This is a genomic window from Pseudomonas sp. KUIN-1 (assembly GCF_009176725.1).
GTDB lineage: Bacteria > Pseudomonadota > Gammaproteobacteria > Pseudomonadales > Pseudomonadaceae > Aquipseudomonas > Aquipseudomonas fragariae.
This window is the reverse complement of the sequence record NZ_AP020337.1, coordinates 190646-215404: the sequence shown is the minus strand read 5'-3', so window position 1 is coordinate 215404 and position 24759 is coordinate 190646. Positions and strand designations below refer to the sequence as shown.

Below are 24759 nucleotides of genomic sequence, written 5' to 3'. Positions count from 1 at the left end.
ACTATGCAGAGTGAGTTACATCAAGCATTGCTAAGTTGCGGTTACAAATACACCAAGGCTCGGCATTTGCCTAGCGACACGCCTTTGCTCGCAAATGACAAAAGCAAGAGTTTCTACGTCAAAAGCTATGCGACTCCAGGTGGTCAGTTCGATGTAGCCCTAAGCCTTCGTGCGGACCCATCCATCGCCTTGCCGATGGCGATCATTCTGGACAGTCCAAATCAATACAAAGATCGGTTACTGCCTCATATCAACATGGGGTGGTACCTATGTTATGTAAAGGAAATGGAAGCTGATTGGGACCCAAATGATCTCCACAAGCTTTATTTTCAAATCGACGCTCAGATACAGCTGACATTGGAAGCAGCTGTGAAATCTGCGGAGAACGGCACGCTAGATGACCGAGAGTTGGAGGGAGAGTTTTCTTCTTATTGGTTACCCGACAAATCGGTGTATGTATTGTCTGAAACAACAGAAAAAGTGCACCTGAAGTGTTTCGTGGCCAACAATGTATCCAATTTAGATGCACAGTTTAGCGAGGAATGGATCGCTTACGAACACGAAAACATAAAGGAATGTAATAGATGGTTGGCCCAAAGAGGTCTAAAGCGACGTGACGAGAAAGCTTTTCTCACGAGCTACTTTCGGATAAAGCCTTCGCGCCTAGCTGGGGTGCTATGGCCACCCAAAGACATGCGTGGAGTCCTGCAATGGCTCACTGAAACCGATGTCAGCGCACGCAACCGCGTTCTTGAGCATTTTGTTAGTAACCCTGTGAAACGACACGTACTCCTATTCGATGTGTCCCACCAGGACATGGTAGGGCTCTATCTAGAAGTAGATCCCTCAGCAACCGGGTTGAATACTTATCCTAATAAGAAGAACCGTAAAAGGGGGACGGGACGGGTGGTCAAACACGCGACATTGATGGCTTGCCTCTCTGCCAGGCACTCTATCAAAGAGTTTGTTCGCCTTGGTGTAACCAGAGCCGATAAAAAGACAGTTCTTAGTCGTAATCAGCGACGCACGACCTTAGGGAACCTAAGCTCCAAACGGATCGCCCTCATAGGGTGTGGAACTATCGGCGGGTATCTTTCCAGTTTGCTATTACGCGCTGGGGCAGGATGTGGGCAAAACACATTTGATCTTTATGACCACGATACCTTCGGCCCCCATAATTTTGGTAGACATCCGCTATCAACATCTGATTTCGGAGAAAATAAAGCAGTAGCTATGGCTGCGACCCTAAAATCATCTACCCACCTGAACTGTCGGATAAAAGGGCATCCATCTCAATTTGCAATTGAGGTTGGATTACTTAAACAGTACGACATTGTTATAGATGCAACCGGCCGACCTCCGGTTTCAAAGCGTCTAGCCCATGTGGTTCGCAGCATGCCGAACGTAAGACCATTATTGGTCCACGGCTTCAACGATGGAAATGGCCGGGCATCCAAGGTAGTTGTCGATGACGGTAGTTGCTGCTTTGGATGCCTGCTTAGCGATCCAGCCTTTTACACGAATGGACACGACATTAGATTCAATCACATCGATCACAATGCTGAGAGACACATTAACTGCGGTAGCACCTACACCCCATATGATGCAGCCGTAAGTGTCATTACCGCCAGTATGATGCAGGAAGCTGTACTCTACAGCCTGGAGCCGAGTGTTCGCTGGACCTACAGTGAGCATATGCTGGACAACACCCGCTCAAAGCGACCACGACTATTACCTCGTCAACCGAACTGTGATATTTGCCATGGTAGATTCTGAGTTGACGTTCACCGATAATTTCGGCTGCCTGCTGGTGATTACGCCATCTGTGGTAAACCGGCTGCTGGGTTATCGCCAGCTAAACGCGTCCAGCAATGAGGCTGCAGGCGTGCTGATTGGAGAGCGCAGAGGTTCACATCTTGTTATCCATGACATCTCGGAGCCTGGGAAAGGCGACATTCGAAGACGGTGTTTTGTGGATCGTCGCGGCCCTCACCATCAAGTTGCCGTTGACGATGCTTTTGCCCGCTCTTTAGGCACGCTTCAATACCTCGGAGAATGGCATACCCATCCAGAAGATATACCTTCGCCATCGACAACAGATCTAGTAACTTGGCACCGAAATCTTGTGGAGAAAGGGCCGATGGCCTTAATTATTATGGGGCGAAAAGAAGTCTGGGCAGCTAAGAAGACTGCTCAAAATATCGCCCAAATGTTCAAGGTTTAGTACGAATTCTTAGCGGCTCTTCATCTTCATCCCACTCTTCAGTTAGCGGTGAGTTTAGAGAGGGCGCGCGACGGACTAGTGAGTATGGAGCTGTGATAGACCGCATGTTCATGAGTGGCTTGGAGGAGCTAGGGAGCACCCTGGTGATGATTATTCGCCATTACCTAGGAGGAGATGAGCATTTTTATGAATAATGGGATGCCTTAACTGAAGTTACAATCGACGCGATACATCTCGAGTCGACAAACAGAATAATGCGAATCGACATCCCCTGCATATGGAAGGATGCAGTGGTTAGACAAATCGTTGCCAGAGAAGTTTAGAACTTAGTGCTCAGCGATATGCGAATATCGAATATAATTGACCGCACTACCCAATTACCCGCTTGACGTTAGTGATGGTAATAGCATAGAAAGTGCGGCTGCGACACGTCTATTCGTCATGATGAGAGGGCGGAATTCCGCCATCGGTGACCTGCAGTAGCCAGAGCTTACGGAGAAGTTGGCTTTGTTAAGGCAGCCTGACTTCAACCTAATGCGGTCCTTCACTTTACCTGAAAAGGGTGGGTGCCCTGGGTTCAGCTCGACGGTGTTACGGACGGGCACAATATGTTCGCGAGTGATCTCCTGCACGAAATGGCGACTGCACTGCCTCCGCCTTTTCTTGGCCGTTGTTTGCTGGATGAGAGCATTTCAGATAGTAAGAAAGTCTCGTTCAAGTTCGCTGACTGTCACCGCTCTCGCGTAGACAGCGCCGTCATGGTCTGGGGGGGTCAGCACAGTGGCGAGTCTAGGGCGTCCTAACTTAACGAAGTTGAGGAACACTTTGAATTTGTATTGCGGCAAGCCGAATACATCCCATAAGTCACGATCACTGACGTTGTTCAGATAAAGGTCCGCATAACGTTTTGATACGAACAGAGGGATCGTAATTCCTTCATCAAATTTAGCGGCGTAGTATGTACCGTCGCTTAATCCATCTGCATAGCCACCACGCCTGGCGATTACCCAAAATGGCTCACCAACCATTCCTGGTTCGTGGAGGGCATTGCTGATAATTTGCCGACCTACCAACTGAGCCAACGATGGCAGATCATCACCAGTAAGCAGTAGAATATTATGTCGAGCCGCGACGATGTCAACGCCTGATTGAAAACCAGATCTTGAGATAACAACTCCTACAATGTCGTTACCGATGTTTTTTATTTTCTGATGAAACTCTAAGACTTTCCCTTGATCAATGGGCCTCTTCCAATCCTTGCACTCTATTGCAACCCTATGCCGCACACCTGCCTTATAGAATTCATAATAAATGTCAATCTCATAGCTTTCCCCACTAGGTAAGCGAAAAGTCGTGCGCCTCGATACCTGAATTCTTTCACCGCGAGAATTCAGCAGGGTGCTGTAGACATATTGCACATAGCTTTCAAAGTCGCGACCGGAGTTTTTCTGCTCAGTCATATGTTCCTTGGGTATAGAGAAGTACGGTCTGCGCGTAGCCCCGAGACCAATGATAGAGCGCGAAGCGCTCGACCGACATTCGAAATTTTCGGGGATGCTTGTCGAATTTCATTTTGGAGCTCTCAGTTTCGACCAGATTTTAACCGCTTGCAACCTAGCCGCATATTAAATCCGTGTCCTCCAAGAGCCCTAAGAATGGCAGGCCTCGGTCTTGATGGAACTTTGTGTTGCTGATGAGTGTTTGCGGGACTGATTTCGATAGGAGTTGTCCGTTCGTGGCCGATAGCTGGCGGTGAAAAACGCGCGCTTAAGCGCGATCAGAACAGCGGTATTACCTTCAAAAAAGGATATATTTTCGCGCGCATCAATGCGGCTGTCCCGAATGTATTGTCGGTTCTCCAGAGCGCACATGGCAGAGATCCGGATATGGACAATGAGCCGAGGATTGAAAAATGGAACACCCAATGGATGATTACTGCAGGAAGAGCGGTGTGCAGTGTCTGCCTGGAAAACCAAGCACTGGATGATTGTGAGAGGCCGTTTTCTCATGCCCGCAAATGCGAGGCCAGCAGAGATAAATTCAAGCATCCGTGGGTTGCGCTGCACGAAATCTTAGACTGCGCGCGAGGACAAGCTGCCACTCATGTTTTGATAGGGCTGCCCGCTAGAGACGTCGTATGGCTTAGGATGCAAGCAGCCATCCCAGGACGGCAGTTGTCGGCTCAGAGCGTGTAAAACACCTTCGAAAACCCTTGCTGTGATTTCTGAGGATGAAGAGTCCGCATCTTGGGTTGCCTCTCGTAGCCGCTCGGTGCCCAAGGGGTTGATGCGTAGCAAGGTTAGTGGCGACATGAAAAAGCTGTACGGGGCGTCTAGCTATGTCAAAATGACATCTCGCAAGGTAATTTCAGGGAAGATCAGTGAGAAATTGGTATTCACGTTACTACTTCCATCCCGTCGGCCAAGGCCTCTTCACAAGTGGCGTATTTCAACTTGAAGGAGCCGACCCGTACTGGTGGGTTTTTGACTGCGGAACCTATCTCAAAAAACATCAGGTCGATCTGACTAAGGAACTTGACCAGCTGTCTCACTCTGTGAAGGCATCTCGTTCCAACGGAAAACCGAGATTGGATATGGTGTTCATCTCTCACTTCGATAGAGATCACATCAGCGGCCTCTTGGAGCTTCTAGCCGAGTTCGAGGTTGGTCGTCTAGTGCTTCCATACGTCCCTCTGCATCTACGAATAAGCATCGCGCTGGATGTGAGGACAAGCACGTTCAGCAAATGGCAAATGTTCGTCATTGACCCCGTCAAATATATTGCCTCGGCGCAAGACGTGAATGTTGAACGGGTGTCACTGGTCCTACCGGCCAGTACTCAAATGCCTGATAATCAGGACATATTGCCTATCACTTCAGACGATGGCGTTTTAATAGAGCCAGCGCCCCTCCGACAACCTACCATTGTGGATGAAGGCTATTTGGCAGGCAGCTATCCGATTGAGTGGCTTAGACCCTCCACACGGTTCAGCATTAAAGGCATCTGGGAGTTTATTCCCTACAACGATTCTTCGCTGAAACCGAATGCCACCGCTCCTTTCCAGAAAGCCATCGGGAAGCTCACGACCACCCTCCTCGATCCTGCATATCTGGGCAATCGCGGGGCGGTGAAAGCTTCTATGGAGCGGATCTACAACAAGACGTTCGGTGCCTCTTCCCGTCTAAGGAATTTGATTTCATTATTCGTATATGCAGGTCCCATCAACGATGGTGCCACCGCCCGATACGCTTATAGCACTTCGAATGATCTGACCTCAGTTCATTGGGAACTCCTGAATAAAATCTGCTACCCATTCTACCGGCACTGGTTCCACGAATGCGCCAGAGTGAGCGGGCCGAAATCACTGCTGCTCACAGGTGATGGATCATTAAGTACAACCCGACAGCTTGAACAGCTTGTGGATTACCTTGGCCAACCCCGCATTGACTGCATCCAAGTTTTCCAGGTCATGCACCATGGAGCTAAGACCAGTTGGCATGATGATGTGGCTCGGGTGATCGGGCCGGAGTTCAGCGTTTTCTGTGCCTTCCCGTTTGGCTCTCATCCTCATCCCCATCCGGCAGTTGAATTCGCATTGCGAGCACATGGCCCTGTGCACTGCCGAACCGGTTATGGCTTTACCTTGTGGCAAGCCCCATTCACATAGAAGGCTTGGGCAGCGCGACTACACGCGAAAAACAGGCGTTAGCAGGATAGGCGACTCCCGCTATCCTTGGGCAAATCAGCCGGCGCAAGATTGAGCGTGATGCGCCGCGCCGGAAAATCCAGCCCGGAATTGAGAATGGCACTGCGCACCCGGTCCTTGCTCTCCTTGACCGCCCCCTCCGGCAACCCCACCAACGTCAGGGCCGGCAGGCCGTTGGCCAGATGCGCTTCAACAGTAACCGCCGGGGCTTCCACCCCGACCTGGGCACGACTATGGACGATAGCCAGAGACATGGATCTGTCCTTGATATGAGCGATGGGCGGGTATGGTGCTTTATCTGCGGGGTGGGTGGTGAGGGGGGAAATGGATACAGGGTGTGAGTGGGGGAATCGTCTCTTACAAGCGACCGCCTCTGATTGGCATGGAAAAAATGACTTTAATGATGCTCCTTACCTCCCCATCACGCATAATGGCAGGTAGCCATATATTATAGTCAATTCTTGGCTAAAAGCTTTTATAGCTAACCATACTCAAAACCACGGAGCTCTAATGACCATGGCTGATCAAGCACCCCCTAATACATCTCAGCGTGCCGCTACCTCACCGCGCAGTAAGCGTTACGACGGTACTCTAGCCGCCGCCATCGCCAGTGCCATCACAATTGCCGTTTCCATTATTATCCCCCAGGCCTTCGACAAGCCTATACCTTACTGGTGGTTTGGCATTGGTGGGATAGTGTCGTTCTTTATCTTCTATGCCTGGTTGCGCTCAACCAAAGTGGTGACCGCATTTGAATCCTGGGAAACCCTAGCTCTGGTCGCCAATAGCAAACCTGCTCAATTTTTGATCACTGCGTTCAGCATTGTTCCTATGATTGTTTCCATCGCCCAAACCGCTGGTGTACAGCAGAAAATCCCGTTCACGGTTTATTTATACTGGGCCAGCGGCTTGACACTGTTCATATTCCTGCTGCTGTTTAAAGTGACCGCTCCGCTCGTGTACCGATATAAGTCATATCAGGAGGTACTTGACCAGCGTGGCGGGCTGGAAGTCTTTCGTGAAGAGCTGCTTGAGTTGCAAGCCATGGCGTCTGGCAGGACAGCCACCTTCAATAAGGCTTACGATCATATCTTCCTGGCTGACGATATCACCATGATTCGATCGCTACGCATCAGCGACAGGGCAGAAGCTCCAGAGCTGTACTTCCTGATTCGCAAGTATTCTACAGGGCTTAAAGTAGGCTGGCGCCGAGCGCTAACAACATTGCTTTTCGTACCGGCGTATGTCCTGGTAACTACGACGCTGGGTAATACGTTAAAAGTCGGGCTTGAGGCTGCCGCTCAAGCCCATTGTTCCGGTGGACTAATCAAAAGCGTTTATGGCGGCATACTGTCGCTTGATCCTTACTATGAGAAAACCGCTAAGCCGATTGAAGGATGCGAGAGGTTCAACGCCCAGTAAAGGTGAGGCCATGTAAGCGAATGGATATACACTTTGTGCGGATCAAGCCGATGCCTAGTGATGAGGCAATCGGCAAAAATGATCAGCTCTTTGGAGCAATGCACTACCGAAACGGCTACCAAGGCAATCTGATCAGCATCTGGCTCGCGCCCCATTGAATCGCCGCCATCTCCAGCGCTTCACGCTCAGCCAGCGGTGCCAACTAAGCCGGCAGACGACTGGCGAGTAGTATCTTGCAGATGCCGTGTGGCCCGCTGAGCAGCAGGTTACACGGCGCGGCAGCGGCGATCACTAACGTACTCCGGCAATACCACTAGCGTCAAGGCCGGCATACCAAGCCCTAACATGTAATAGGTGGGGCGTTGTCATACCCGTGCTCGATGATAGCCTCGAGCGTTGAAGTTGCAGCAGGTTTTGTGAGTAGAAAACCACCGTTGATAGCCGTGAGCAAAAGCTCTGCGTCGTCTTGATCGATCACATCTCGATAAGTCGCTAAAACGTCCTTGTAGGTTTTTACAGCAATACGCTCAGCGTTGTACCAAAGGTAGATCTCGTTCCAAGTAATTTCCGCCCAACCATGAGTTTTTATTCTTTCCAGCCGGGTTTCGAGATTTTCTCTATGACGTTTCAGCATGACAGCCTTCCATTGGACCCGTTAATTGATGGGTCAGACATTAGCCGGGCGCTAAGCATTTAGCAATCACTATTTTTTTAGTGAGCACTAAATTCTTCATTGCCGGCAGCGAATGTGGCGGTGACAATCTGGCCCTATCCCTACTCACAGCCAAAACCTGTGATGCGCAGACTTTTGCGCACTCAATGTCCGGATGAAACACGCGACGGCTTATTTTTAGAGCGCTGCAACACACACGCACGAGTCAGCGCATGTGCGCAGACGTTTGCGCACTATTTCATGCTTTTTTTGCTCGATGTCTTTGGGTTAAATCTCTATCTATTTGTTTTTTAAGAATAAATAGACAGTCGGCACATATCTTGGAATGCACTTCTGCACACAACGCGCGATATCGCCCGTTTCTGCGCAGAGATTCCATGCATGACCGATAAATCCGGCACCCATACACAACGACGTGCTGCAACGTTCGCCAAGATACCCGCCACGGCCACCAGTCTGTGCCCCTTCCGAAAACCTGAAGTCGCCATCGTGCCAGTGCGCTATGCGCTGGACCGCTCCCACTACGATACCGCTCCCCAGAAGCTGAAACCGCTACTCAAAGGCAGCCGCTGGGCGGTGATGCCGAAGCTGAAAACACGCAGCTATACCCTTCGCCAGCTGTATGACGGCTACGTGTATGTCTACGACGAGGACGCCAAAACGTTAGATGAATACGCGGTGTCAGCCGCCACCGGCAACCTGAGCCGTATTGTCTGGACCGATGCGCAGCTTGGCAGTGACCAGCGCAGTGGCGGCAGCGATGCCAAGCCTTTTCTGCTCTATCCGCGAAACAACCTGCTGCGCATCGCCTTTTCAGCGCAGCAGTGGTCCTGGCGAATCTGCGAACACCTGCGTTCGAACCCGGCAAGCCGCGATTCATGGATGAAAGCGCTGGATCTGAAACGCTACTGCACGACCATGGCCGAGCCGGATACCTTGCCATTGAACCGTATCGCCGAGGCGGTGGCGGACATCGACAAGGAGTATGTGGTCGATGATGACCGGTTTGCAGACTCGGCGATTCCTGCTGCTCGCCCGCCTTCGGATAGCGATGAAGTTAAGGCACTGTTTTCGCCAATCGGCGCTGACGTTTTCTGGCAGGGCAGCGTTGAAGATCAGGACAGCTCTCTGCTCATCGCCCTCGAAGATCCGCTGGCCATTTTCAACGATCTGGGCATGCAACTGGCCGCCGATCAGGCCGCTTACCGCAACTGGCAAGCCGAGCACGAACACAAGATCCAGATCGCCCAGACTGTCACCGCACTGTGTGGCGCTGAAGGCGAACCGGAACAATTGCCGGCATCAGTGCGCGGCAATGCGGCGCTTACCCACCAGTACCTGAGCGACGTCGAAGCCTATTTTGAACAATGCATGTTTGAACAAGAGCAGATCGGCAACAACACCGCTCCCGGTGGCGTGCTGTTGCTGCCGGATATTTTCAAGAGTCCGGAGATGCGCAGATCGCTTCAGGCGCGTTACGGCAGCGCTCCGACCGACCAGGCCCTGCAAGCCTGGAAAGATCGCCACAAATGGCGGCGCGAGGTCGATCTGAGCGGTGCGCGTCAGTACCTTCAGCGGCACCTGCCAACCGGCGACACACTGCTGCAGCAGGTGCGTGACACGCAAAGCGATTTCCGGCAATGGTCGACTCATCTGAGTACAGAACCCCTCAAGCTGTTTATCGACACCTCTCACCCTGAAAGCCTGCTGTACCTGCAAACGCTAATGCTCAATCTGCAGATCATTTACGCTCAGGACAACGCCGCCAGCGCCTGGCTCGCCGAACAGGAGGCCAACGACAGCAGCCTGTTTGGCACGTTGCGCTACGGCTTCTCACCGGCGCTCAAGCACGCCCTACACCAGGAAGCTAACGCACTGCTGAACGGCCTCGGCGACATCACCAACCTGGCCACCCGCATCGGCGAACTCAACGGCACGCTCAATCACCAGGGCTTTGCCGACAAGCCGTGGATGAAGGCGCTGAAACAACCTGTTCAGGACACCTTCAAAGCCCTCGGCCAACTGGCCAGCAGCGCAGGCAAGGCAACGTTCGAAAGTATCCTGCTGGCCTGGGTGCCCATAGACAGCCGCATGGCGGTGGGCAAGCAGCAGAACATCGTCGCTCTGATTCAAACACTGTTGATCGGCCAGATTTTGCTCGACTCAAAGGCGCGTGTTGCAATCGATCACACAATGCTCGCGAAGCTGAAAAACTGGATCAGTGAGTGGCAGGTACTCAACAAACAGATCAGCGACACCCGCCGCAGCTGGCTCTACCCAACCGCTTACAAACCCCGTAAAAGCATCGCCAGCCACCTGCGCGCGCTCGAGCAAAAGCTTCGCCTGCACGAACTGAGCATGCCCGCCCTGCTCGACTTTCAGAACAACCAATACGCCAAGCAGTTGCAGGACGAGATTCGCCTGCACGTCCAGTCCGGCAAAGCCATCGCCAAAGACTGGCTGACCAGCGCCAGGCGCTGGCTCGATGGACTGGGAGGGATTGCCGGCTCGATCACCTGGGGCGTGATCATGCTCAACTTCATCAACACCGCCTTTACCTATCGCGACCTTACTCGAGACGGAAACTTCAGCACCAAGGATATTGGCAAGGTGACGTATGGATTGGGGTATAGCTTTAACCTGTTGATGGCGGTGTTTGTTGAAGCACCGTGGGCGGTTATCAGGGATGCGACGCCGGTGCTGATCGATGGCAAGAATGTCGGGATTCTGGATCGCTCTGCGGGTTATTGGAGGGCGAAGGGAAATCTTGCATGGGGTGATGCCATACGTGGGTTCAGGGTTTCGATGGTGGCGATGGGGGCGTTTGGGGTAGCGGCGGCAACGCTGGAGCTATTGGATATTATTGATGATTCAGCCGGGGTTGGTACTTCAGAAGAAAAATACTGGATAACCTTAAAAGGTATTTCTGTAGGCTTAATGGGCATCGGCTCAGGTGCTCAGTTAGTGGCGGGCTTATTTCCCGCTGGCACCTCTACCGCTATTGTGATGAATCCATGGTTCAGTGTGGCCCTGCTAGTGGCTGGCCTTATTTATCTTTTCGCTACCATGGCTTTGAATTATTTCAAGCGAGACAGCATCGGTTTGTGGTTGAGCAGGTGCTGCTGGTCGAAAACCATGGATCAACGCTACCTCGAAACTGCAAATGGCAGGAATGAAGAAATCAGTGCCTTGATGGAAATTCAGTTATCTCCACAGATCCATGTAAAAACCACTGTCAATTACGAGGATCGTTATCTTGGTAAAGGCGATCACATGAGCGTGGCCGTACAAAATGGCGCAGGAATTCAGGTGCGCTTGCCGAACCTAGTACGCGGTGAGTCTGTGCACTTTAACATTGTCAGTAGCAAGCGCCCGTGGGGCGTCCTGCCTGTAGACAAAATAGCGACTTCAATACATGAGGCTTTTTTAAACCGAGGGCAATTCAGGAAGGTGGAGCAGTTTGGAATGCTCACTAATAAACCAACTATCAAGGCCAGTGAAGACTGTACCTACCCTCGAATGCCTCCTGAGAAAGAAGACCTCATATGGGAAACATGGGTGCCGCTCGACGAGGACGCAATATATCTTGAGTTGCAAATCTGGTACCCGTACAGCTTGGTGAACGCCCGCGAAGACGATAAAGGCTATCTGTTTCAGATGGAACTGAGTACAAGAGGCGATACTGCGATCGACGGCCTGACCGCGATAGAACTTGAAGTTACAAAATCAAGCAGAGCTGGCGCGCTGACCCTAGAAATCGCAGCGGATACGCCTTCATGACTAAGCAAGAAAAAGCGTTGAACCTGCTAGTGAGTAAAAACATTCTAAGCTGGAAAATCAAAACACTGGCGAGACCACCTAAGGAAATAATGACCACGCAGCTTATATTCACCACTATGCATTTAGTCGTCTGCTCACTCTTTATCTGGGGAGGCTTGGATAGCTTCTTGGAAACCCCCTACTTGCTAACTACTGTAATATTAGCATTCGTAGGAAACCTCGCTTACTACATAGGCCTCCTCATCCGCCAAAAAACTATCTACAACTACACCATCACCACCCACCACGCCCTCGTAGAGTACTACCTCCACTACCCCGACTTCGCCTCATCCCTTTTCAAGGGCATCGCCATAGCCGTCATCCTGATATTCGTTTTTGTAGCACTCTTCACCGGCTCGCTGCTGTTCCTGATCGGCCCCGTGGCCATGGCCTTTATCGCAGCGATCAAGCTGCTGAACTGGGAAAACCCCATCCACCATGAACAAAGCCTGCCATGGGCCGAGTACAACTTCGTCACCGTCGACCGAAAGCGCCTCATGATCATCACGCACCGCACCGACGTCACACTTGGCTTCGAGGCCCGGTTCCAGCACGAGGTCCTGTTCAACAAATACCTCGCGTTTCTCCGCGGCGCGCTGCCTCCAACGGCCGAGTTCACCGAAAGGGCCTGGAAGTGGTAGTCCTCATTACCGGTCTCAATAAGCACTCCCCGTAGGCCGCACCACAATCTCGCTCACATCCACCCCGTCCGGCTGCTCGATTGCATAAACAAGCGCACGTGCGATCGCATCCGGCTCCAGGGCAACCTTTCGAAACGCTTTCATCGCCTCGCGCGCGGTCTCGTCGGAAATCGAGTCCGCCAGTTCTGATTCGACCACGCCGGGGCAGACGACGGTGACGCGGATTTTGTCGGTTTCCTGCCGAAGGCCATCGGAGATGGCGCGAACAGCGAATTTGGTGGCGCAGTACACTGCGGCGGTCGGGGAAACGGCGAGGCCGCCGATGGACGAGATGTTGATGATCTGACCGTGCCCTTGCGCTTGCATGCTCGGCAGCACGGCGGCGATGCCGTGCAGTACGCCGCGCACGTTGACGTCGAGCATCTGGTTCCACTCTGCGATTTTCAGCGCGGCGAGCGGCGAAAGGGGCATGATGCCGGCGTTGTTGATGATCACGTCGATCTTGCCAAACGCGTGTTTGGCGAAGTCGGCAAAGGCCTGCATGTCGAGCGCATCGGTCACGTCCAGCGCGCGGAAGCGTGCCGAGCCGCCCTGCGCTTCGATGTCTGCCGCCAGCGTCTGCAGACGCTCGCTGCGCCGAGCGCCCAGTACCACGTGTGCGCCCTTGGCGGCGATGAGTCGGGCGGCAGCTTCGCCAATGCCGCTGCTGGCGCCGGTGATCAGTACAACCTTGCCTTGAATGTTCGACATGACTGGCTTTCCTCGTGAAGTCATCGGTGGCTCAGCTTCAGCGCGTGGCTCAAACTGATTGCAATGGCCATGCTACGAGTCGCTCATCACTGCGTGCATGCCGATACCTGCGCGGCACTTGCCTATTCCTGTCTGTGGGTCTGCCTTACGCTGAATCGCCGCGCAATGGCCGCTATGATGGCGTTCGATGCAAAGGATGGGCGTACAGCAACACTGACCTGGGACGGGGTTATTCATGGATACACAGAATGCTGCGAGTGCTCCGGGCACCGATGTTTGCCGGAGTGAAATCATCCGGTTGCTGATGCAGCGCTTTGCGGCACCCGGTGTTTATGAAACTGCTATTGCGCCGCTGCACGTTATCCGCTGCGATGCGCCGTCCGAGCTGATTCATGCGCTGCATCGGCCAGCCCTTTGCGTGATCGTTCAAGGTCGCAAGGAGGTTGCGCTGGGCGATGAGCAGTATGTGTACGATCCGCTCAACTACCTGATCGTCGCGGTGACGGTGCCGGTCGCCGGGCGCGTGCTGGAAGCGAGTGGCGAGGCGCCCTATCTGTGTATTCGTCTGGATTTCGAGCCTGCGCACATTGCCCAGTTCATTGCGGAAACGCCATTGAACGGCGTTCCGGACGAGCCGCAGCGGGGCCTGTTTCTTGAGCAAATGGATCAGCCATTGCTGGAGACGGTGTTGCGGCTGGTGCGCCTGCTCGACACGCCTCGCGACATCGCTATGCTCGCGCCCCTTGCACTTCGGGAGCTCTACTACCGGCTGCTGCGCGGCAACAATGGGCGGCGACTCTACGAAATCGCGGTCGGGGATTCGCAGACGCATCGCGTTACGCGGGCGGTCGACTGGCTGAACAGTCATTACACCGAGCCGCTGCGCATCGACGAGCTGGCGCGCCTGGCCAACCTGGGCAATTCGACGCTGCACCACCGATTCAAGGCGCTGACCGCCATGAGCCCGTTGCAGTACCAGAAAAAGCTGCGCCTGCAAGAGGCTCGACGGCTGATCATCAATGAAGGCCTGGATGCCTCCAGCGCCTGCTATCGCGTCGGCTATGAAAGCCCTTCGCAATTCAGCAGGGAGTACAGCCGCCAGTTTGGCTGCCCACCCTCGACAGATCTCAGCCGAGTGCGGCAGATTGGCTGACCTGCCCGTCCAACATCAGCGGCCGGGCGCGGCCAACCGCGCATATTGGTCCTGACTGATCCACCCGGTAAACGAGCGATCATCGGCATTGATGAGCTCGACCTGAGCCGCACCATCCTTGAATGCCAGAACCCCGACAACGTCATCCTTGACGATATAGGCGCCTCGGGTGGCTTTGGCATTCGGTGTTTTTTGCAGCCAGGCCTTGTCCGCCGTGACGGTCACCAGACCGACCCACTGCCTGCTGGCGGTCCGGGTCAGGTCCAGGCCGGTGGCGATGTCCGGCGCCAACACGTTCATGCAGCCGGGGTGCTGCCGGCCTTGCCCGATCGTCAGCACCACGCCATCAGCCGAGGCCTTTAGTGTTCCCGGGTAGACGTCATCCAGCCAGGACGACACCGCTGCGCCCTTCCCGGCCTCGACCTTGCCTTGCAGATAGAACGCACAGCTGAACGCCTCGCCGCGCGTCTCCGAGTAATAACCCTCGACCTGATGATCAGGCGTCACGGCCAGCATCAACTGCTCGTACTTGCCGGAATGCAGTGCCGTGTCCTGAGCGAAAACCGACGTGCCGACACACAACCACAGGGTTGCGGCCAGGGAGCAGTGAATAAGGGGACGTTTGTCAGTCATGCTTCCATCCATAGAACGTTCGAATAGCCGGGAGGAGTGGCCAGCCCATGACTGGCGCGCCGAGACGTTAGCGTATTTCGGCGCGAAACTGTATCACTGAAATCCGGAGCGATTCATGGCTGCGACGCGAAGGCCAGTACACGTTTGAGCATCTCGCTTCGCGAGCAGGTCAGGTGCCTGCCCCGTTGTGCATGACAACGTTCAGCGCTGCAGCGCACTGAGTAAAACAAGGAAACCCTTATTCGGCTTTTTCAGTCCCAGCGGCCCCGCCAGCCTTCTCTTCCAGCTCGGCCATCTTGGCCTCCAGCGCTTCCAGGCGGGCGCGGGTGCGGGCGAGGACGGCCATCTGGCTGTCGAACTCTTCACGGCTGACCAGATCCAGTTTGCTGAAGCCGCTTTGCAGCAGGGCCTTGAACTGGGTTTCGAATTCGTTGCGCGATACAGGCGTTTCGCCATTGAACAGGCGAGAGGCGTGGCCGCTGAGAGCGTCAAGAAAGGCTTTGGGCGCGAGCATGGTTATTTTCCTGAATCAGAGGCCGGCAGTGTAACACGCAGTGTCTATAGTCAATCCCGAGGGCGCAATGCACGCTTATGGAGCGCAGTGACGGGCACATGAGCACCATTGCTGTGCATTAGCTCCATGATAGACCCTGCAAGGTTGTGCAAAACCAGCCCAAGAGCCTGTATTCAATGAATATTCGCGAGATGGCAAGCTTTCTGCTTAGTGGCTTATGACCCATGCACTGATGCAGTCGCTGTGACGAATGCAGTGCGGCAGGCGGAGCGGGGAAGTGTTTCGTCAGAAGCGGTTTTCTGGAGTGGGTCTGGCCTGATCAGGCGGCCGACACGTTACAAAGCCAGACACTGCGCTTAGACTTGAGTCGGGTTTGTTTTCCTGGGGCAAGTCCACCAAATTCGGGAGAAAGTTTTCATGAAGCTAGTCACTGCCATCATCAAGCCGTTCAAACTGGATGACGTTCGCGAGTCGTTGTCTGAAATCGGCGTGCAGGGCATCACCGTCACTGAAGTCAAAGGCTTCGGGCGTCAGAAGGGTCACACTGAGCTTTATCGCGGTGCTGAATACGTCGTCGACTTCCTTCCCAAAGTGAAGATCGATGTCGCCATCGATGACAAGGATCTGGATCGTGTCATCGAAGCCATAACCAAGGCCGCCAACACTGGCAAGATCGGTGACGGCAAGATTTTCGTGGTCAATCTGGAACAGGCCATCCGCATCCGTACCGGCGAGACCGATACAGACGCTATTTAAGCCGCCAAACCCAACGCCCCAGGAGAAAACAATATGACTCTGCGTCAATTCGCAGGGCTCGGTGCCCTGTTGTCCCTCGCATTACCTGGTCTTGCCCTGGCGGCTGATCCAGTGGCCGAGCCGGTGCTGAACTCTGGCGACACTGCATGGATGCTGACCTCGACCGCTCTGGTCCTGTTCATGACCATCCCCGGTCTCGCGCTGTTCTACGGCGGCATGGTTCGTTCCAAGAACATTCTGTCGGTGATGATGCAGTGCTTCGCCATCACCGGTCTGATCAGCATCCTGTGGGTCGTCTACGGCTACAGCATCGCGTTTGACACAACCGGTATGGAAGCGGGCGTCGTCAACTTCAATTCCTTCTTTGGCGGTATGGGTAAAGCGTTCCTGGCAGGCATCACGCCGGCAAGCATTACCGGTCCTGCTGCGTTGTTCCCTGAGGCGGTGTTCGTCACCTTCCAGATGACCTTCGCGATCATCACCCCTGCCCTGATTGTCGGCGCCTTCGCAGAACGCATGAAGTTCTCCGCGATGCTGGTGTTCATGGGTATCTGGTTCACTCTGGTCTACGCGCCAATCGCCCACATGGTCTGGGGCGGCGTCGGTGGCCTGTTGTGGGACTGGGGCGTTCTGGACTTCGCTGGCGGTACCGTCGTACATATCAACGCCGGTGTAGCCGGTCTGGTAGCGTGCCTGGTACTGGGCAAGCGCAAAGGCTTCCCGACCACGCCGATGGCGCCGCACAACCTGGGTTACACCCTGATCGGCGCAGCGATGCTCTGGGTCGGCTGGTTCGGCTTCAACGCCGGTTCCGCCGCCGCAGCCAACGGTACTGCCGGTATGGCCATGCTGGTCACTCAAATCGCTACCGCGGCCGCCGCACTGGGCTGGATGTTCGCCGAGTGGCTGACTCACGGTAAGCCAAGTGCTCTGGGTATTGCCTCTGGTGTGGTTGCCGGCCTGGTTGCCGTTACCCCTGCGGCCGGTACCGTCGGCCCGATGGGCGCGCTGATCATCGGTCTGGCAGCAGGCGTGATCTGCTTCTTCTGCGCGACCAGCCTCAAGCGCAAGCTGGGCTACGACGACTCCTTGGATGCGTTCGGCGTTCACGGCATCGGCGGTATCGTCGGCGCCATCCTGACCGGTGTTTTCGCAGCACCTGCACTGGGCGGCTTCGGCACCGTGACCGACATCGGTGCTCAGGTCTGGATTCAGTTCAAGGGCGTCGCGTTCACCGTTGTCTACACCGCAATCGTGACCTTCATCATCCTCAAGGTGCTGGATGCGGTCATGGGTCTGCGCGTCACCGACGAGGAAGAGTCTGTCGGTCTGGACCTTGCGCAACACAACGAGCGTGGCTACAACTTGTAAGCTTTGGCCTGCGCAAAAAAGAATGCCCGGTCTCCGGGCATTTTTTTTGTCTGACGTTTGTGGATATACCGCCGCTTTTTGCTGTCATTGATCTTGCCCGTGTCAATGATCTCGGCACCGTGACACAGCGCAGGTAACGAGGTTGCCACCGTCTTCGTCAACTTGCAGGGAAGCCGGTTTATTGCGCGCTTTGCTTTTTTCTCAGTCGAGTTAGAATGCGCGCCGAAGGTGCGGAGAACGGTATGTGGCATCAATCCAGGATTGCCTTGCGGGCCAGGCCCCGTGGGTTCCATCTGGTGACTGACGAGATAGTCGCGGGGTTGCCCCCGTTGCGCGGTTGTCGTGTCGGGCTACTGCATGTATGGCTGCAACATACCTCGGCTTCGTTGACCGTCAACGAAAATGCCGATCCGGCGGTACGTCGCGACTTTGAGCGTTTTTTCAACCGTCTGGTGCCCCAGGGCGTGGACGGCTACGAACATGACGACGAAGGCCCTGATGACTTGCCAGCGCATTTCAAGGCCAGTCTGCTGGGCTGCCAGTTGCTGTTGCCGGTTACGGCAGGGCGACTGGCGCTGGGCACCTGGCAAGGTATTTACCTGGGCGAACATCGAGACGCTGGTGGGTCTCGTAACGTCCTGGCCACCCTTCAGGGTGAGTGGACATAACCGCTGAGGTCAGCGGTTGTTGAATTTTTCCGGTTGCCTTAGCAATTCTGGGCGGTTGGGCTATAACTAATCAGCTTTCGCAAGTCATGAGGTACAACATGAGCGACGACGACGATATTAAGGACGATCTGGAAGACGACCTGGAAGGCGAAGAGGACGGTGAGGAGCTTGCAGCTGCTCCCGGCGACGACCCGGTCGAAGTAGACGATGACGTTCCGGCACCTGCCGCAAAAGGCAAGGCCAAGGCTGCAGTCTCGGTCGATGAACTGCCCAGCGTGGAAGCCAAGAACAAGGAGCGCGATGCGCTGGCACGTGCCATGGAAGAATTCCTGGCGCGTGGCGGCAAGGTGCAGGAAGTGGAGGCCAACGTGGTCGCCGATCCGCCCAAGAAGCCTGACAACAAATACGGTAGCCGCCCTATCTGAGGCTGCATGACTGTATGAGAAAAGCCCGCCGTCGCTGCGGGCTTTTCTATGCGCGCCTGTCAGTGCGCCTTCAGGCCCAGCGCGCCAGCACCTCGGGCAGTTGCGACAGGTTGTGGATCTCGGCATCGGGCAGTCGATCCGCATCCCAGGCCTTGCCTTGCGGGTTGTACCAGATGGCGCGCATGCCGGCCTGCTGGGCACCTGCGATATCGTCCCTGGGATGGTCACCGACATGCACCGCCGCGCCGGCATCGACCTTTGCGCGGCGCAACGCCTCCACGAACGGTGCCGGATCAGGCTTGCCGATGCCCAGGTCCTCGGCGCACAGCGCGAAGGCAAAGTAGTCCGCCAGCCCCAGACGACGCACATCGGCATTGCCATTGGTAATCACGCCGAGCGTGAAGGTCTTGGCGAGAATTTCCAGCATCGGTTGCACCTCAGGGAAAATCTGCACCTGATGACGGCCCTGCAGGAACACTTCAAAGCCCCGGTCCGCCAGGTCCTGCGCCTCGTCCGGGTCGTAGCCGGCATCTTCGAGCGCATGGAACAGCACGCGGCGGCGCAAGGCGCTGATGCGGTGCTTGAAGGACGGGTCTTCGGCTACCAGACGCGAGCGGATTTCCCACAGGTGCTCGACAGGAACCGCTCCCAGCCTGGGCGCGTGTTCGCCCAGCCAGTCACGCAGCGTGACTTCGGCACCGGCAATGGCAGGGGCGGTGTCCCAGAGCGTGTCGTCAAGATCAAACGTCACCAGCTTAATCATCTGCAGCTCCTTTACGTTTGGCTCGGGGATGGGCGCTGTCATAAACAGTAGCCAAATGCTGGAAGTCCAGGTGTGTATATATCTGCGTGGTCTTAATATCCGCATGACCAAGCAGCTCCTGCACGGCGCGCAGGTCCTGTGACGATTCGAGCAGATGACTGGCGAAGGAGTGCCGCAACATGTGCGGGTGCAGATTCTGCCCCAGCTCTCGCTCACCGGCTGCCTTGAGTCGCACCTGAATGGCGCGCGGGCCGAGGCGCTTGCCTTGCTGGCTGACAAATACCGCGTCGTCCTGCGGATTGGTCAGGGCGCGCAGCGGCAGCCAGACTTCCAGTGCCTGGCGCGCCTTGCTGCCCACAGGCAATACGCGGGTCTTGCTGCCCTTACCCAGCACCTGCACCAGTCCGTCACGCAGGTCCAGCTGGTCCAGATTCAGACCGGTCAGTTCGGAGAGGCGCAACCCTGACGAGTACAGCAGCTCCAGGATGGCTTGGTCGCGGTGCGCCAGGAAATCATCTTCAACGCCGCCGTCCAGCAATTGCGCGGCGCGGTCGGTGTCCAGGGTCTTGGGCAGACGCCGCTCGCCCTTGGGCGGTGACAGACCGTTTGCCGGGTCGTGCTGGCAGATGCCTTCGCGATTGAGGTACTTGTAGAAGCCGCGCACCGCCGACAGCATCCTCGCCAGGCTGCGTGAAGACTGGCCCTGCTGGTGCTGGCGGGCAGTGAAGCTGCGCAGGTGCTGGATATCCAGGTCACTCCAGCTCGACACCTGTGCCTTCTGGCAATACGCCAGGACCTTACCCAGGTCGCGTCGGTAGGCTTCCAGCGTGTGAGGCGACACCTGGCGCTCACTGCGCAGGTGCATGCAGTAGGCGTCCAGATGCTGATCCATGGCTAGCGAACCGAGCGTAATGAGTGGGCGAAGCGCGGCAGCAGGCGGCTCAGCACGTCGGCGATATAACTGAGGAACAGGGTGCCGACCGAGCTTTTGTAATGCTGCGGATCACGGCTGCCGATGGCCAGCACGCCATGCAGGCCCAGATGATTGAGGCTGGCGATGGCAGTCGAACCGACCTCCTTGCCCTGCTCTGCACCGAACAGAAACGCCAGTTCATGCTCACGCAGCGCGCCGCAGATGATCTTCTCGCCAATCAGGCCGCCGATGGCTTTCTGTGCGTCGGCACCGCTGACCCAGCGCCCCACGGGCATCGGGCTGTCGCTGAACAGGATCAGGCTGACAAAGGGCACCTGAAAGTCCTGACGCAGGCTGTCTTCGACGGCGATGACCAGCTCTTCCAGACTGGTCGCATCCATCAGCGCGAGGTTCAGGCGGCGGGTCTTTTCGAACAGGCGGTCGTTGTCCCGTGCGACGTCCATCAATTGCGACAGGCGATGGCGCATTTCGATATTGCGCTCGCGCAGCAGCTTGAGCTGACGCTCGACCAGCGAAACGGTGTCGCCACGCTGGTGCGGGATGCGCATCGACACCAGCAGCTCGTCGTGCTCGGCGAAGAAGTCCGGGTGCTCGAGCAGGAAGGCGATGACCGCCTCTGCTTCAAGGTCTGGCGCTGCGCTATCGACAGGCGATTCGCAGGGTGTGCCTGTTGAAGCGGGAGGTTGATCGGTCATGGTACTTACTCACTCAAAGACGGACTTGGCCTTCATAGACCCTGACTGCAGGGCCGGTCATCATGACAGAATGTCCCGGCCCAGCCCATTCGATGGACAGGCGCCCTCCGGGCAGGTCGATCAGCAACGGCGAGTCCATCCAGCCCTGACTGATGGCCGCGACAGCCGCCGCACAGGCACCGGTGCCGCACGCCTGGGTTTCCCCGGCACCGCGTTCCCAGACACGCAGCTGTGCCCGCTGACGGTCCACGACGTGGAGAAAGCCGACGTTGACCCGGGCCGGAAAGCGCGGGTGATGCTCGATCTTCGGCCCCAGTTCATGCACCGGTGCGTTATTGATGTCATCGACCCGCAGCACAGCGTGCGGATTGCCCATGGACACAGCCGCCATGTCGACATGCTGACCGTCGACGTCAACGGTGTAACAGGTAGCCTGCTCCGCTGCTTCGAAGGGAATCTCTTCAGGGACAAACCTGGGCGGCCCCATATCGACGCTGATCTGCCCGTCGCTGCGGATATCCAGTTCGATGATGCCGCTCTTGGTCTCGACGCGTATCTGCTTCTTGGCCGTCAGGCGCTTGTCGAGTACGAAACGGGCAAAGCAGCGCGCGCCGTTGCCGCACTGTTCGACTTCGGAGCCGTCGGAATTGAAGATTCGATAGCGAAAGTCCACATCCGGGTTGTTCGGCGCCTCGACCAGCAAAAGCTGATCGAAACCGATACCGGTGTGGCGGTCGCCCCATTGTTTGGCGTGCTTGGGCAAGATATGCGCGTGCTGACTCACAAGGTCCAGGACCATGAAGTCGTTACCCAGCCCGTGCATCTTGGTAAAACGCAGCAGCATGGGGATTACTCCGGCAGCAGGCTTTCGCCAGCGAACAGCTCGGCCACGGTTTCGCGACGACGCACTTCAAAAGCCTGGGAACCGTCGACCAGTACCTCGGCGGCACGGCCACGGGTGTTGTAGTTCGAGCTCATGACGAAGCCATAGGCACCGGCTGAATGAACGGCCAGCAGATCGCCCTCGGCCAGCGCCAGCTCGCGCCCCTTGGCGAGGAAGTCGCCGGTCTCGCAGATCGGCCCGACGATATCGTACGCACGAGGTTCGCTGTCACGCGGACGCACCGCTGTGACATCCATCCAGGCCTGATACAGGGCAGGCCGGATCAGATCGTTCATCGCCGCATCGACGATGGCAAAATCCTTGTGCTCGGTATGCTTGAGGTATTCGACACGGGTCAGCAACGCGCCTGCGTTGGCGACGATGAAGCGTCCCGGCTCGAACAGCAGCCCCAGGTCGCGACCGGCCAGACGCTCGCGCACGGCCTTGATGTAGTCGGCCGCCAGCGGAGGCTCTTCGTCGCGATAACGCACGCCAAGGCCGCCACCCAGGTCGATGTGGTGCAGATGAATGCCGCAATCGCCCAGACGATCGACCAGGGCCAGCAGGCGATCCAGCGCATCGATGAACGGTTCGAGCGTGGTCAGTTGCGAGCCGATATGGCAGTCGACCCCGATCACTTCCAGGTTCGGCAGTTGCGAGGCGCGAATGTACACGTCTTCCGCTGCTGCAATGGCGATACCGAACTTGTTTTCCTTGAGGCCGGTGGAGATGTAGGGGTGAGTGCCTGCATCCACGTCCGGATTGACCCGCAGCGATATCGGCGCCCGAACGTTGAGTTCGGCAGCCACTTCCTGCAGGCGCTCCAGCTCGTCGGTGGATTCGACGTTGAAGCAGTGCACGCCGACTTCAAGGGCGCGACGCATGTCTTCGCGGGTCTTGCCGACACCGGAAAACACGATCTTTTCGGCTTTGCCACCCGCCGCCAGCACACGCTCCAGCTCGCCACGCGAGACGATGTCGAAACCGGCGCCAAGGCGCGCCAGGACATTGAGCACGCCCAGGTTGGAGTTGGCTTTTACGGCGAAGCAGACCATATGCGGCATGCCGCTCAGCGCGTCGGCGTAGGCACGGTATTGCGCTTCGATGTGAGCGCGCGAGTAGACATAGGTCGGCGTGCCGAAGCGCTCGGCAATGGCAGACAATGCTACCCCTTCCGCGAACAGCTCACCGTCGCGGTAGTTGAAGGCGTCCATTGGAGTCCCTTAAAGGTGCTTGTGCGATTGCGATTTGGCTTGTTCGTCCGGGGTTTTGGTGTCATCCGGCAGATACAGCGGGCCTTTCTGGCCACAAGCTGTAACAAGACAAGCGACCGCGACAAGCGCAGCAAGCGAAGAGATCAGGCGCTTCATGGCGAAATCCTTTGTAAAAGCATTAATTGCGCCCGAGTATACCGACCACCCGGCACCTTGCCTATGCGAGCAGCGTCCCGTCTGGCGGGCCTTTGGCGCGAAAGCCGCAGCAGAGCTATGGTTGATCGGGATTAAAGTGCTCGTGCATCGTCAATGATGAGTAAGCTTTGCATTTGCCTGGCAGCGTCCGTATCTTGCCCCTCTGCGCTATCTGCAGACACTTATCGAGGTTCCCGCAATGAGTTTGACCGAAGCCCGTTTTCACGACCTCGTCGATGCGACGCAGCAAAATATCGAAGACGTATTCGATGACAGTGGTCTGGATGTGGACCTGGAAAACTCGGCCGGTGTACTGACGGTCAAGTTTGAAGGCGGCACGCAGCTTATCTTCAGCCGTCAGGAGCCCCTGCGTCAGCTCTGGCTGGCGGCCAGATCGGGTGGTTTTCACTTCGACTACGACGAAGAGAATCAGTGCTGGGCCTGCGATTCCAGTGATGAGCTGCTGAGCGAGATGCTGGAGCGCTTTACCGTCGAGCAGGCCGGTGTCGAACTGGACTTCTCCGAGATCTGATCGTGAGCCAGTCCCCCGTTCGACCGTCCAAGCCGCTTTTCAGCAATGTCAGCCCGGCAGTAGCCTCGCCGTGTATCAGCCTGTGTCGGCTCGATGAGCAGAAGGTTTGCCTGGGGTGCTTCCGTCATGTCGAAGACATCCGCGAATGGCGCTCTGCCGATGACGACCGGCGCCGCCAGATTCGCCACGAGGCCGATCAGCGTCGAGCCCGCGCCGAGGTTGACCAGGCGGCAGGCTGAAACCGCGTCGGGTTGTGTATTTACTGCGCTGTGTTAGTGTCAGGCCTTGCCTCTGCAGACAAGAGGCTCGTCAAACCCCGCCAATTGGTGGGGTTTTGTTTTATTCATGGAGAATAAAGGAGTCTGCCCAGACCATGACCACAGCACCTTCGATCATCCTCACTCGGCTCGACGTACAGCGTCTTGAAAAGTTTATCGCCGACCAGAATGAAGACACACCTGGCATCCAGGCACTGCAGGCCGAACTGGACCGCGCCGACCAGGTGGTTGGCCACGATGAAGTGCCTGCGGGCGTTGTGACCATGAATTCGCGCGTGCATTGCCGCGAAGAAGTCAGCGGCAAGGACTATCACCTCAAGCTGGTTTATCCACAGGATGCGGGCGCAGACGGCACCGTCTCGGTCCTGGCACCAATGGGCTCGGCGCTGCTGGGCCTGCAAATCGGCCAACACATCGACTGGCCTGCACCGGGCGGCAAGACCCTGAAACTGACCTTGCTGGCGGTGGAGTATCAGCCGGAAGCGGCGGGCGAATACGAGTAATCGAAGA

Annotated in this window: 25 protein-coding genes and 1 pseudogene; 14 read left to right on the top strand and 12 right to left on the bottom strand. The window is 56.1% G+C overall.

Translation table 11 applies throughout. The features are described from left to right. The first annotated feature begins 3 nt into the window (after positions 1-3). A complete protein-coding gene (locus tag KUIN1_RS01060) occupies positions 4-1776 on the top strand; it encodes an E2/UBC family protein (RefSeq protein WP_003404059.1) in 1773 nt (590 codons plus the stop codon). Further along, positions 1763-2224: a CBASS system CD-NTase/cGAS isopeptidase Cap3 gene (cap3, locus tag KUIN1_RS01055; protein ID WP_079998061.1), complete on the top strand. Its 462-nt coding sequence runs from the start codon at positions 1763-1765 to the stop codon at positions 2222-2224. The genes KUIN1_RS01060 and cap3 overlap by 14 nt, the downstream gene beginning before the upstream one ends. 692 nt (positions 2225-2916) lie before the next feature. Here the strand turns inward: cap3 and KUIN1_RS01050 are convergent. Further along, positions 2917-3684: a restriction endonuclease gene (locus tag KUIN1_RS01050; protein WP_003404063.1), complete on the bottom strand. Its 768-nt coding sequence runs from the start codon at positions 3682-3684 to the stop codon at positions 2917-2919. 920 nt (positions 3685-4604) lie between these two features. Between KUIN1_RS01050 and KUIN1_RS01040 the strand changes: the two genes are divergently transcribed. Further along, a complete protein-coding gene (locus tag KUIN1_RS01040) occupies positions 4605-5891 on the top strand; it encodes a hypothetical protein (protein ID WP_129450510.1) in 1287 nt (428 codons plus the stop codon). A 56-nt stretch (positions 5892-5947) separates the two neighbouring features. Here the strand turns inward: KUIN1_RS01040 and KUIN1_RS01035 are convergent. Further along, positions 5948-6184 (bottom strand): annotated as a pseudogene (locus KUIN1_RS01035) (magnesium chelatase domain-containing protein); the annotation flags it as partial. Between the two features lie 262 nt (positions 6185-6446). On the opposite strand from KUIN1_RS01035, the gene KUIN1_RS01030 reads away from it, so the two are divergent. Further along, positions 6447-7352: a hypothetical protein gene (locus KUIN1_RS01030; protein WP_232060010.1), complete on the top strand. Its 906-nt coding sequence runs from the start codon at positions 6447-6449 to the stop codon at positions 7350-7352. A gap of 340 nt (positions 7353-7692) precedes the next feature. Here KUIN1_RS01030 and KUIN1_RS01020 read toward each other — a convergent pair whose 3' ends face one another. Then, positions 7693-7986, bottom strand: a complete 294-nt coding sequence (locus KUIN1_RS01020) for a hypothetical protein (protein WP_003404071.1) — start codon at positions 7984-7986, stop codon at positions 7693-7695. A 420-nt stretch (positions 7987-8406) separates the two neighbouring features. On the opposite strand from KUIN1_RS01020, the gene KUIN1_RS01015 reads away from it, so the two are divergent. Together KUIN1_RS01015 and KUIN1_RS01010 are read left to right on the top strand one after the other, a co-directional pair. Then, positions 8407-11805, top strand: a complete 3399-nt coding sequence (locus KUIN1_RS01015) for a T6SS effector BTH_I2691 family protein (RefSeq protein WP_152091786.1) — start codon at positions 8407-8409, stop codon at positions 11803-11805. Then, positions 11802-12485, top strand: a complete 684-nt coding sequence (locus KUIN1_RS01010) for a hypothetical protein (RefSeq protein ID WP_024652135.1) — start codon at positions 11802-11804, stop codon at positions 12483-12485. The genes KUIN1_RS01015 and KUIN1_RS01010 overlap by 4 nt, the downstream gene beginning before the upstream one ends. 15 nt (positions 12486-12500) lie before the next feature. Here KUIN1_RS01010 and KUIN1_RS01005 read toward each other — a convergent pair whose 3' ends face one another. Further along, complete coding sequence (locus KUIN1_RS01005) at positions 12501-13235, bottom strand: SDR family oxidoreductase (protein ID WP_024652134.1); 735 nt, start codon at positions 13233-13235, stop codon at positions 12501-12503. A gap of 235 nt (positions 13236-13470) precedes the next feature. Here KUIN1_RS01005 and KUIN1_RS01000 point away from each other — a divergent pair, with 235 nt between their 5' ends. After that, complete coding sequence (locus KUIN1_RS01000) at positions 13471-14388, top strand: AraC family transcriptional regulator (RefSeq protein ID WP_011266248.1); 918 nt, start codon at positions 13471-13473, stop codon at positions 14386-14388. Positions 14389-14403: 15 nt separating this feature from the next. On the opposite strand, the gene KUIN1_RS00995 is transcribed toward KUIN1_RS01000, so the two are convergent. Beyond that, complete coding sequence (locus KUIN1_RS00995) at positions 14404-15021, bottom strand: hypothetical protein (protein ID WP_024652132.1); 618 nt, start codon at positions 15019-15021, stop codon at positions 14404-14406. Positions 15022-15259: 238 nt separating this feature from the next. Further along, positions 15260-15535, bottom strand: coding sequence for an accessory factor UbiK family protein (locus KUIN1_RS00990; RefSeq protein WP_003401798.1), 276 nt, complete (start codon positions 15533-15535; stop codon positions 15260-15262). Between the two features lie 417 nt (positions 15536-15952). Here KUIN1_RS00990 and glnK point away from each other — a divergent pair, with 417 nt between their 5' ends. The 4 genes from glnK to sutA all read left to right on the top strand — a co-directional run bounded on the left by glnK (position 15953) and on the right by sutA (position 18755). Then, the gene (glnK, locus tag KUIN1_RS00985) at positions 15953-16291 is read left to right on the top strand and encodes a P-II family nitrogen regulator (RefSeq protein WP_002555808.1); all 339 of its coding nucleotides are present in this window, start codon (positions 15953-15955) and stop codon (positions 16289-16291) included. 33 nt (positions 16292-16324) lie between these two features. Next, complete coding sequence (locus KUIN1_RS00980; protein ID WP_003344468.1) at positions 16325-17662, top strand: ammonium transporter; 1338 nt, start codon at positions 16325-16327, stop codon at positions 17660-17662. 242 nt (positions 17663-17904) lie between these two features. Further along, positions 17905-18330 (top strand): secondary thiamine-phosphate synthase enzyme YjbQ, encoded by a 426-nt coding sequence (locus KUIN1_RS00970; RefSeq protein WP_003318084.1) that lies wholly within the window; start codon positions 17905-17907, stop codon positions 18328-18330. A 98-nt stretch (positions 18331-18428) separates the two neighbouring features. Continuing rightward, positions 18429-18755 carry a transcriptional regulator SutA gene (gene sutA, locus KUIN1_RS00965; protein ID WP_011266246.1) on the top strand — a complete coding sequence of 109 codons (327 nt, stop codon included), beginning with the start codon at positions 18429-18431 and terminating at the stop codon, positions 18753-18755. A 70-nt stretch (positions 18756-18825) separates the two neighbouring features. Here the strand turns inward: sutA and KUIN1_RS00960 are convergent, their stop codons facing one another. From KUIN1_RS00960 to lptM, 6 genes are read right to left on the bottom strand one after another with little or no spacing between them, the layout of a single operon-like run. Next, on the bottom strand, positions 18826-19518 hold the full coding sequence (locus tag KUIN1_RS00960) for an HAD family hydrolase (protein WP_024652130.1): 693 nt from the start codon (positions 19516-19518) through the stop codon (positions 18826-18828). Beyond that, complete coding sequence (xerC, locus tag KUIN1_RS00955; protein ID WP_003401781.1) at positions 19511-20410, bottom strand: tyrosine recombinase XerC; 900 nt, start codon at positions 20408-20410, stop codon at positions 19511-19513. Before xerC ends, KUIN1_RS00960 begins: the two co-directional genes overlap by 8 nt. Before the next feature lie 2 nt (positions 20411-20412). Then, positions 20413-21147, bottom strand: a complete 735-nt coding sequence (locus tag KUIN1_RS00950) for a DUF484 family protein (protein WP_011266243.1) — start codon at positions 21145-21147, stop codon at positions 20413-20415. 13 nt (positions 21148-21160) lie between these two features. Further along, positions 21161-21991: a diaminopimelate epimerase gene (gene dapF, locus KUIN1_RS00945; RefSeq protein ID WP_003401768.1), complete on the bottom strand. Its 831-nt coding sequence runs from the start codon at positions 21989-21991 to the stop codon at positions 21161-21163. 5 nt (positions 21992-21996) lie between these two features. Next, positions 21997-23244, bottom strand: coding sequence for a diaminopimelate decarboxylase (lysA, locus tag KUIN1_RS00940; RefSeq protein ID WP_003401767.1), 1248 nt, complete (start codon positions 23242-23244; stop codon positions 21997-21999). Between the two features lie 9 nt (positions 23245-23253). Continuing rightward, entirely contained in the window at positions 23254-23400 is a 147-nt protein-coding gene (gene lptM, locus KUIN1_RS00935) for an LPS translocon maturation chaperone LptM (RefSeq protein ID WP_002555817.1), read from the bottom strand. Between the two features lie 238 nt (positions 23401-23638). Here lptM and cyaY point away from each other — a divergent pair, with 238 nt between their 5' ends. The 3 genes from cyaY to rnk all read left to right on the top strand — a co-directional run bounded on the left by cyaY (position 23639) and on the right by rnk (position 24752). Continuing rightward, positions 23639-23971 carry an iron donor protein CyaY gene (gene cyaY, locus KUIN1_RS00930; RefSeq protein ID WP_003318093.1) on the top strand — a complete coding sequence of 111 codons (333 nt, stop codon included), beginning with the start codon at positions 23639-23641 and terminating at the stop codon, positions 23969-23971. Between the two features lie 2 nt (positions 23972-23973). Beyond that, positions 23974-24210 carry a DUF1289 domain-containing protein gene (locus KUIN1_RS00925; protein WP_152091785.1) on the top strand — a complete coding sequence of 79 codons (237 nt, stop codon included), beginning with the start codon at positions 23974-23976 and terminating at the stop codon, positions 24208-24210. Between the two features lie 134 nt (positions 24211-24344). Continuing rightward, on the top strand, positions 24345-24752 hold the full coding sequence (gene rnk, locus KUIN1_RS00920; protein ID WP_003384923.1) for a nucleoside diphosphate kinase regulator: 408 nt from the start codon (positions 24345-24347) through the stop codon (positions 24750-24752). Positions 24753-24759 lie beyond the last annotated feature (7 nt).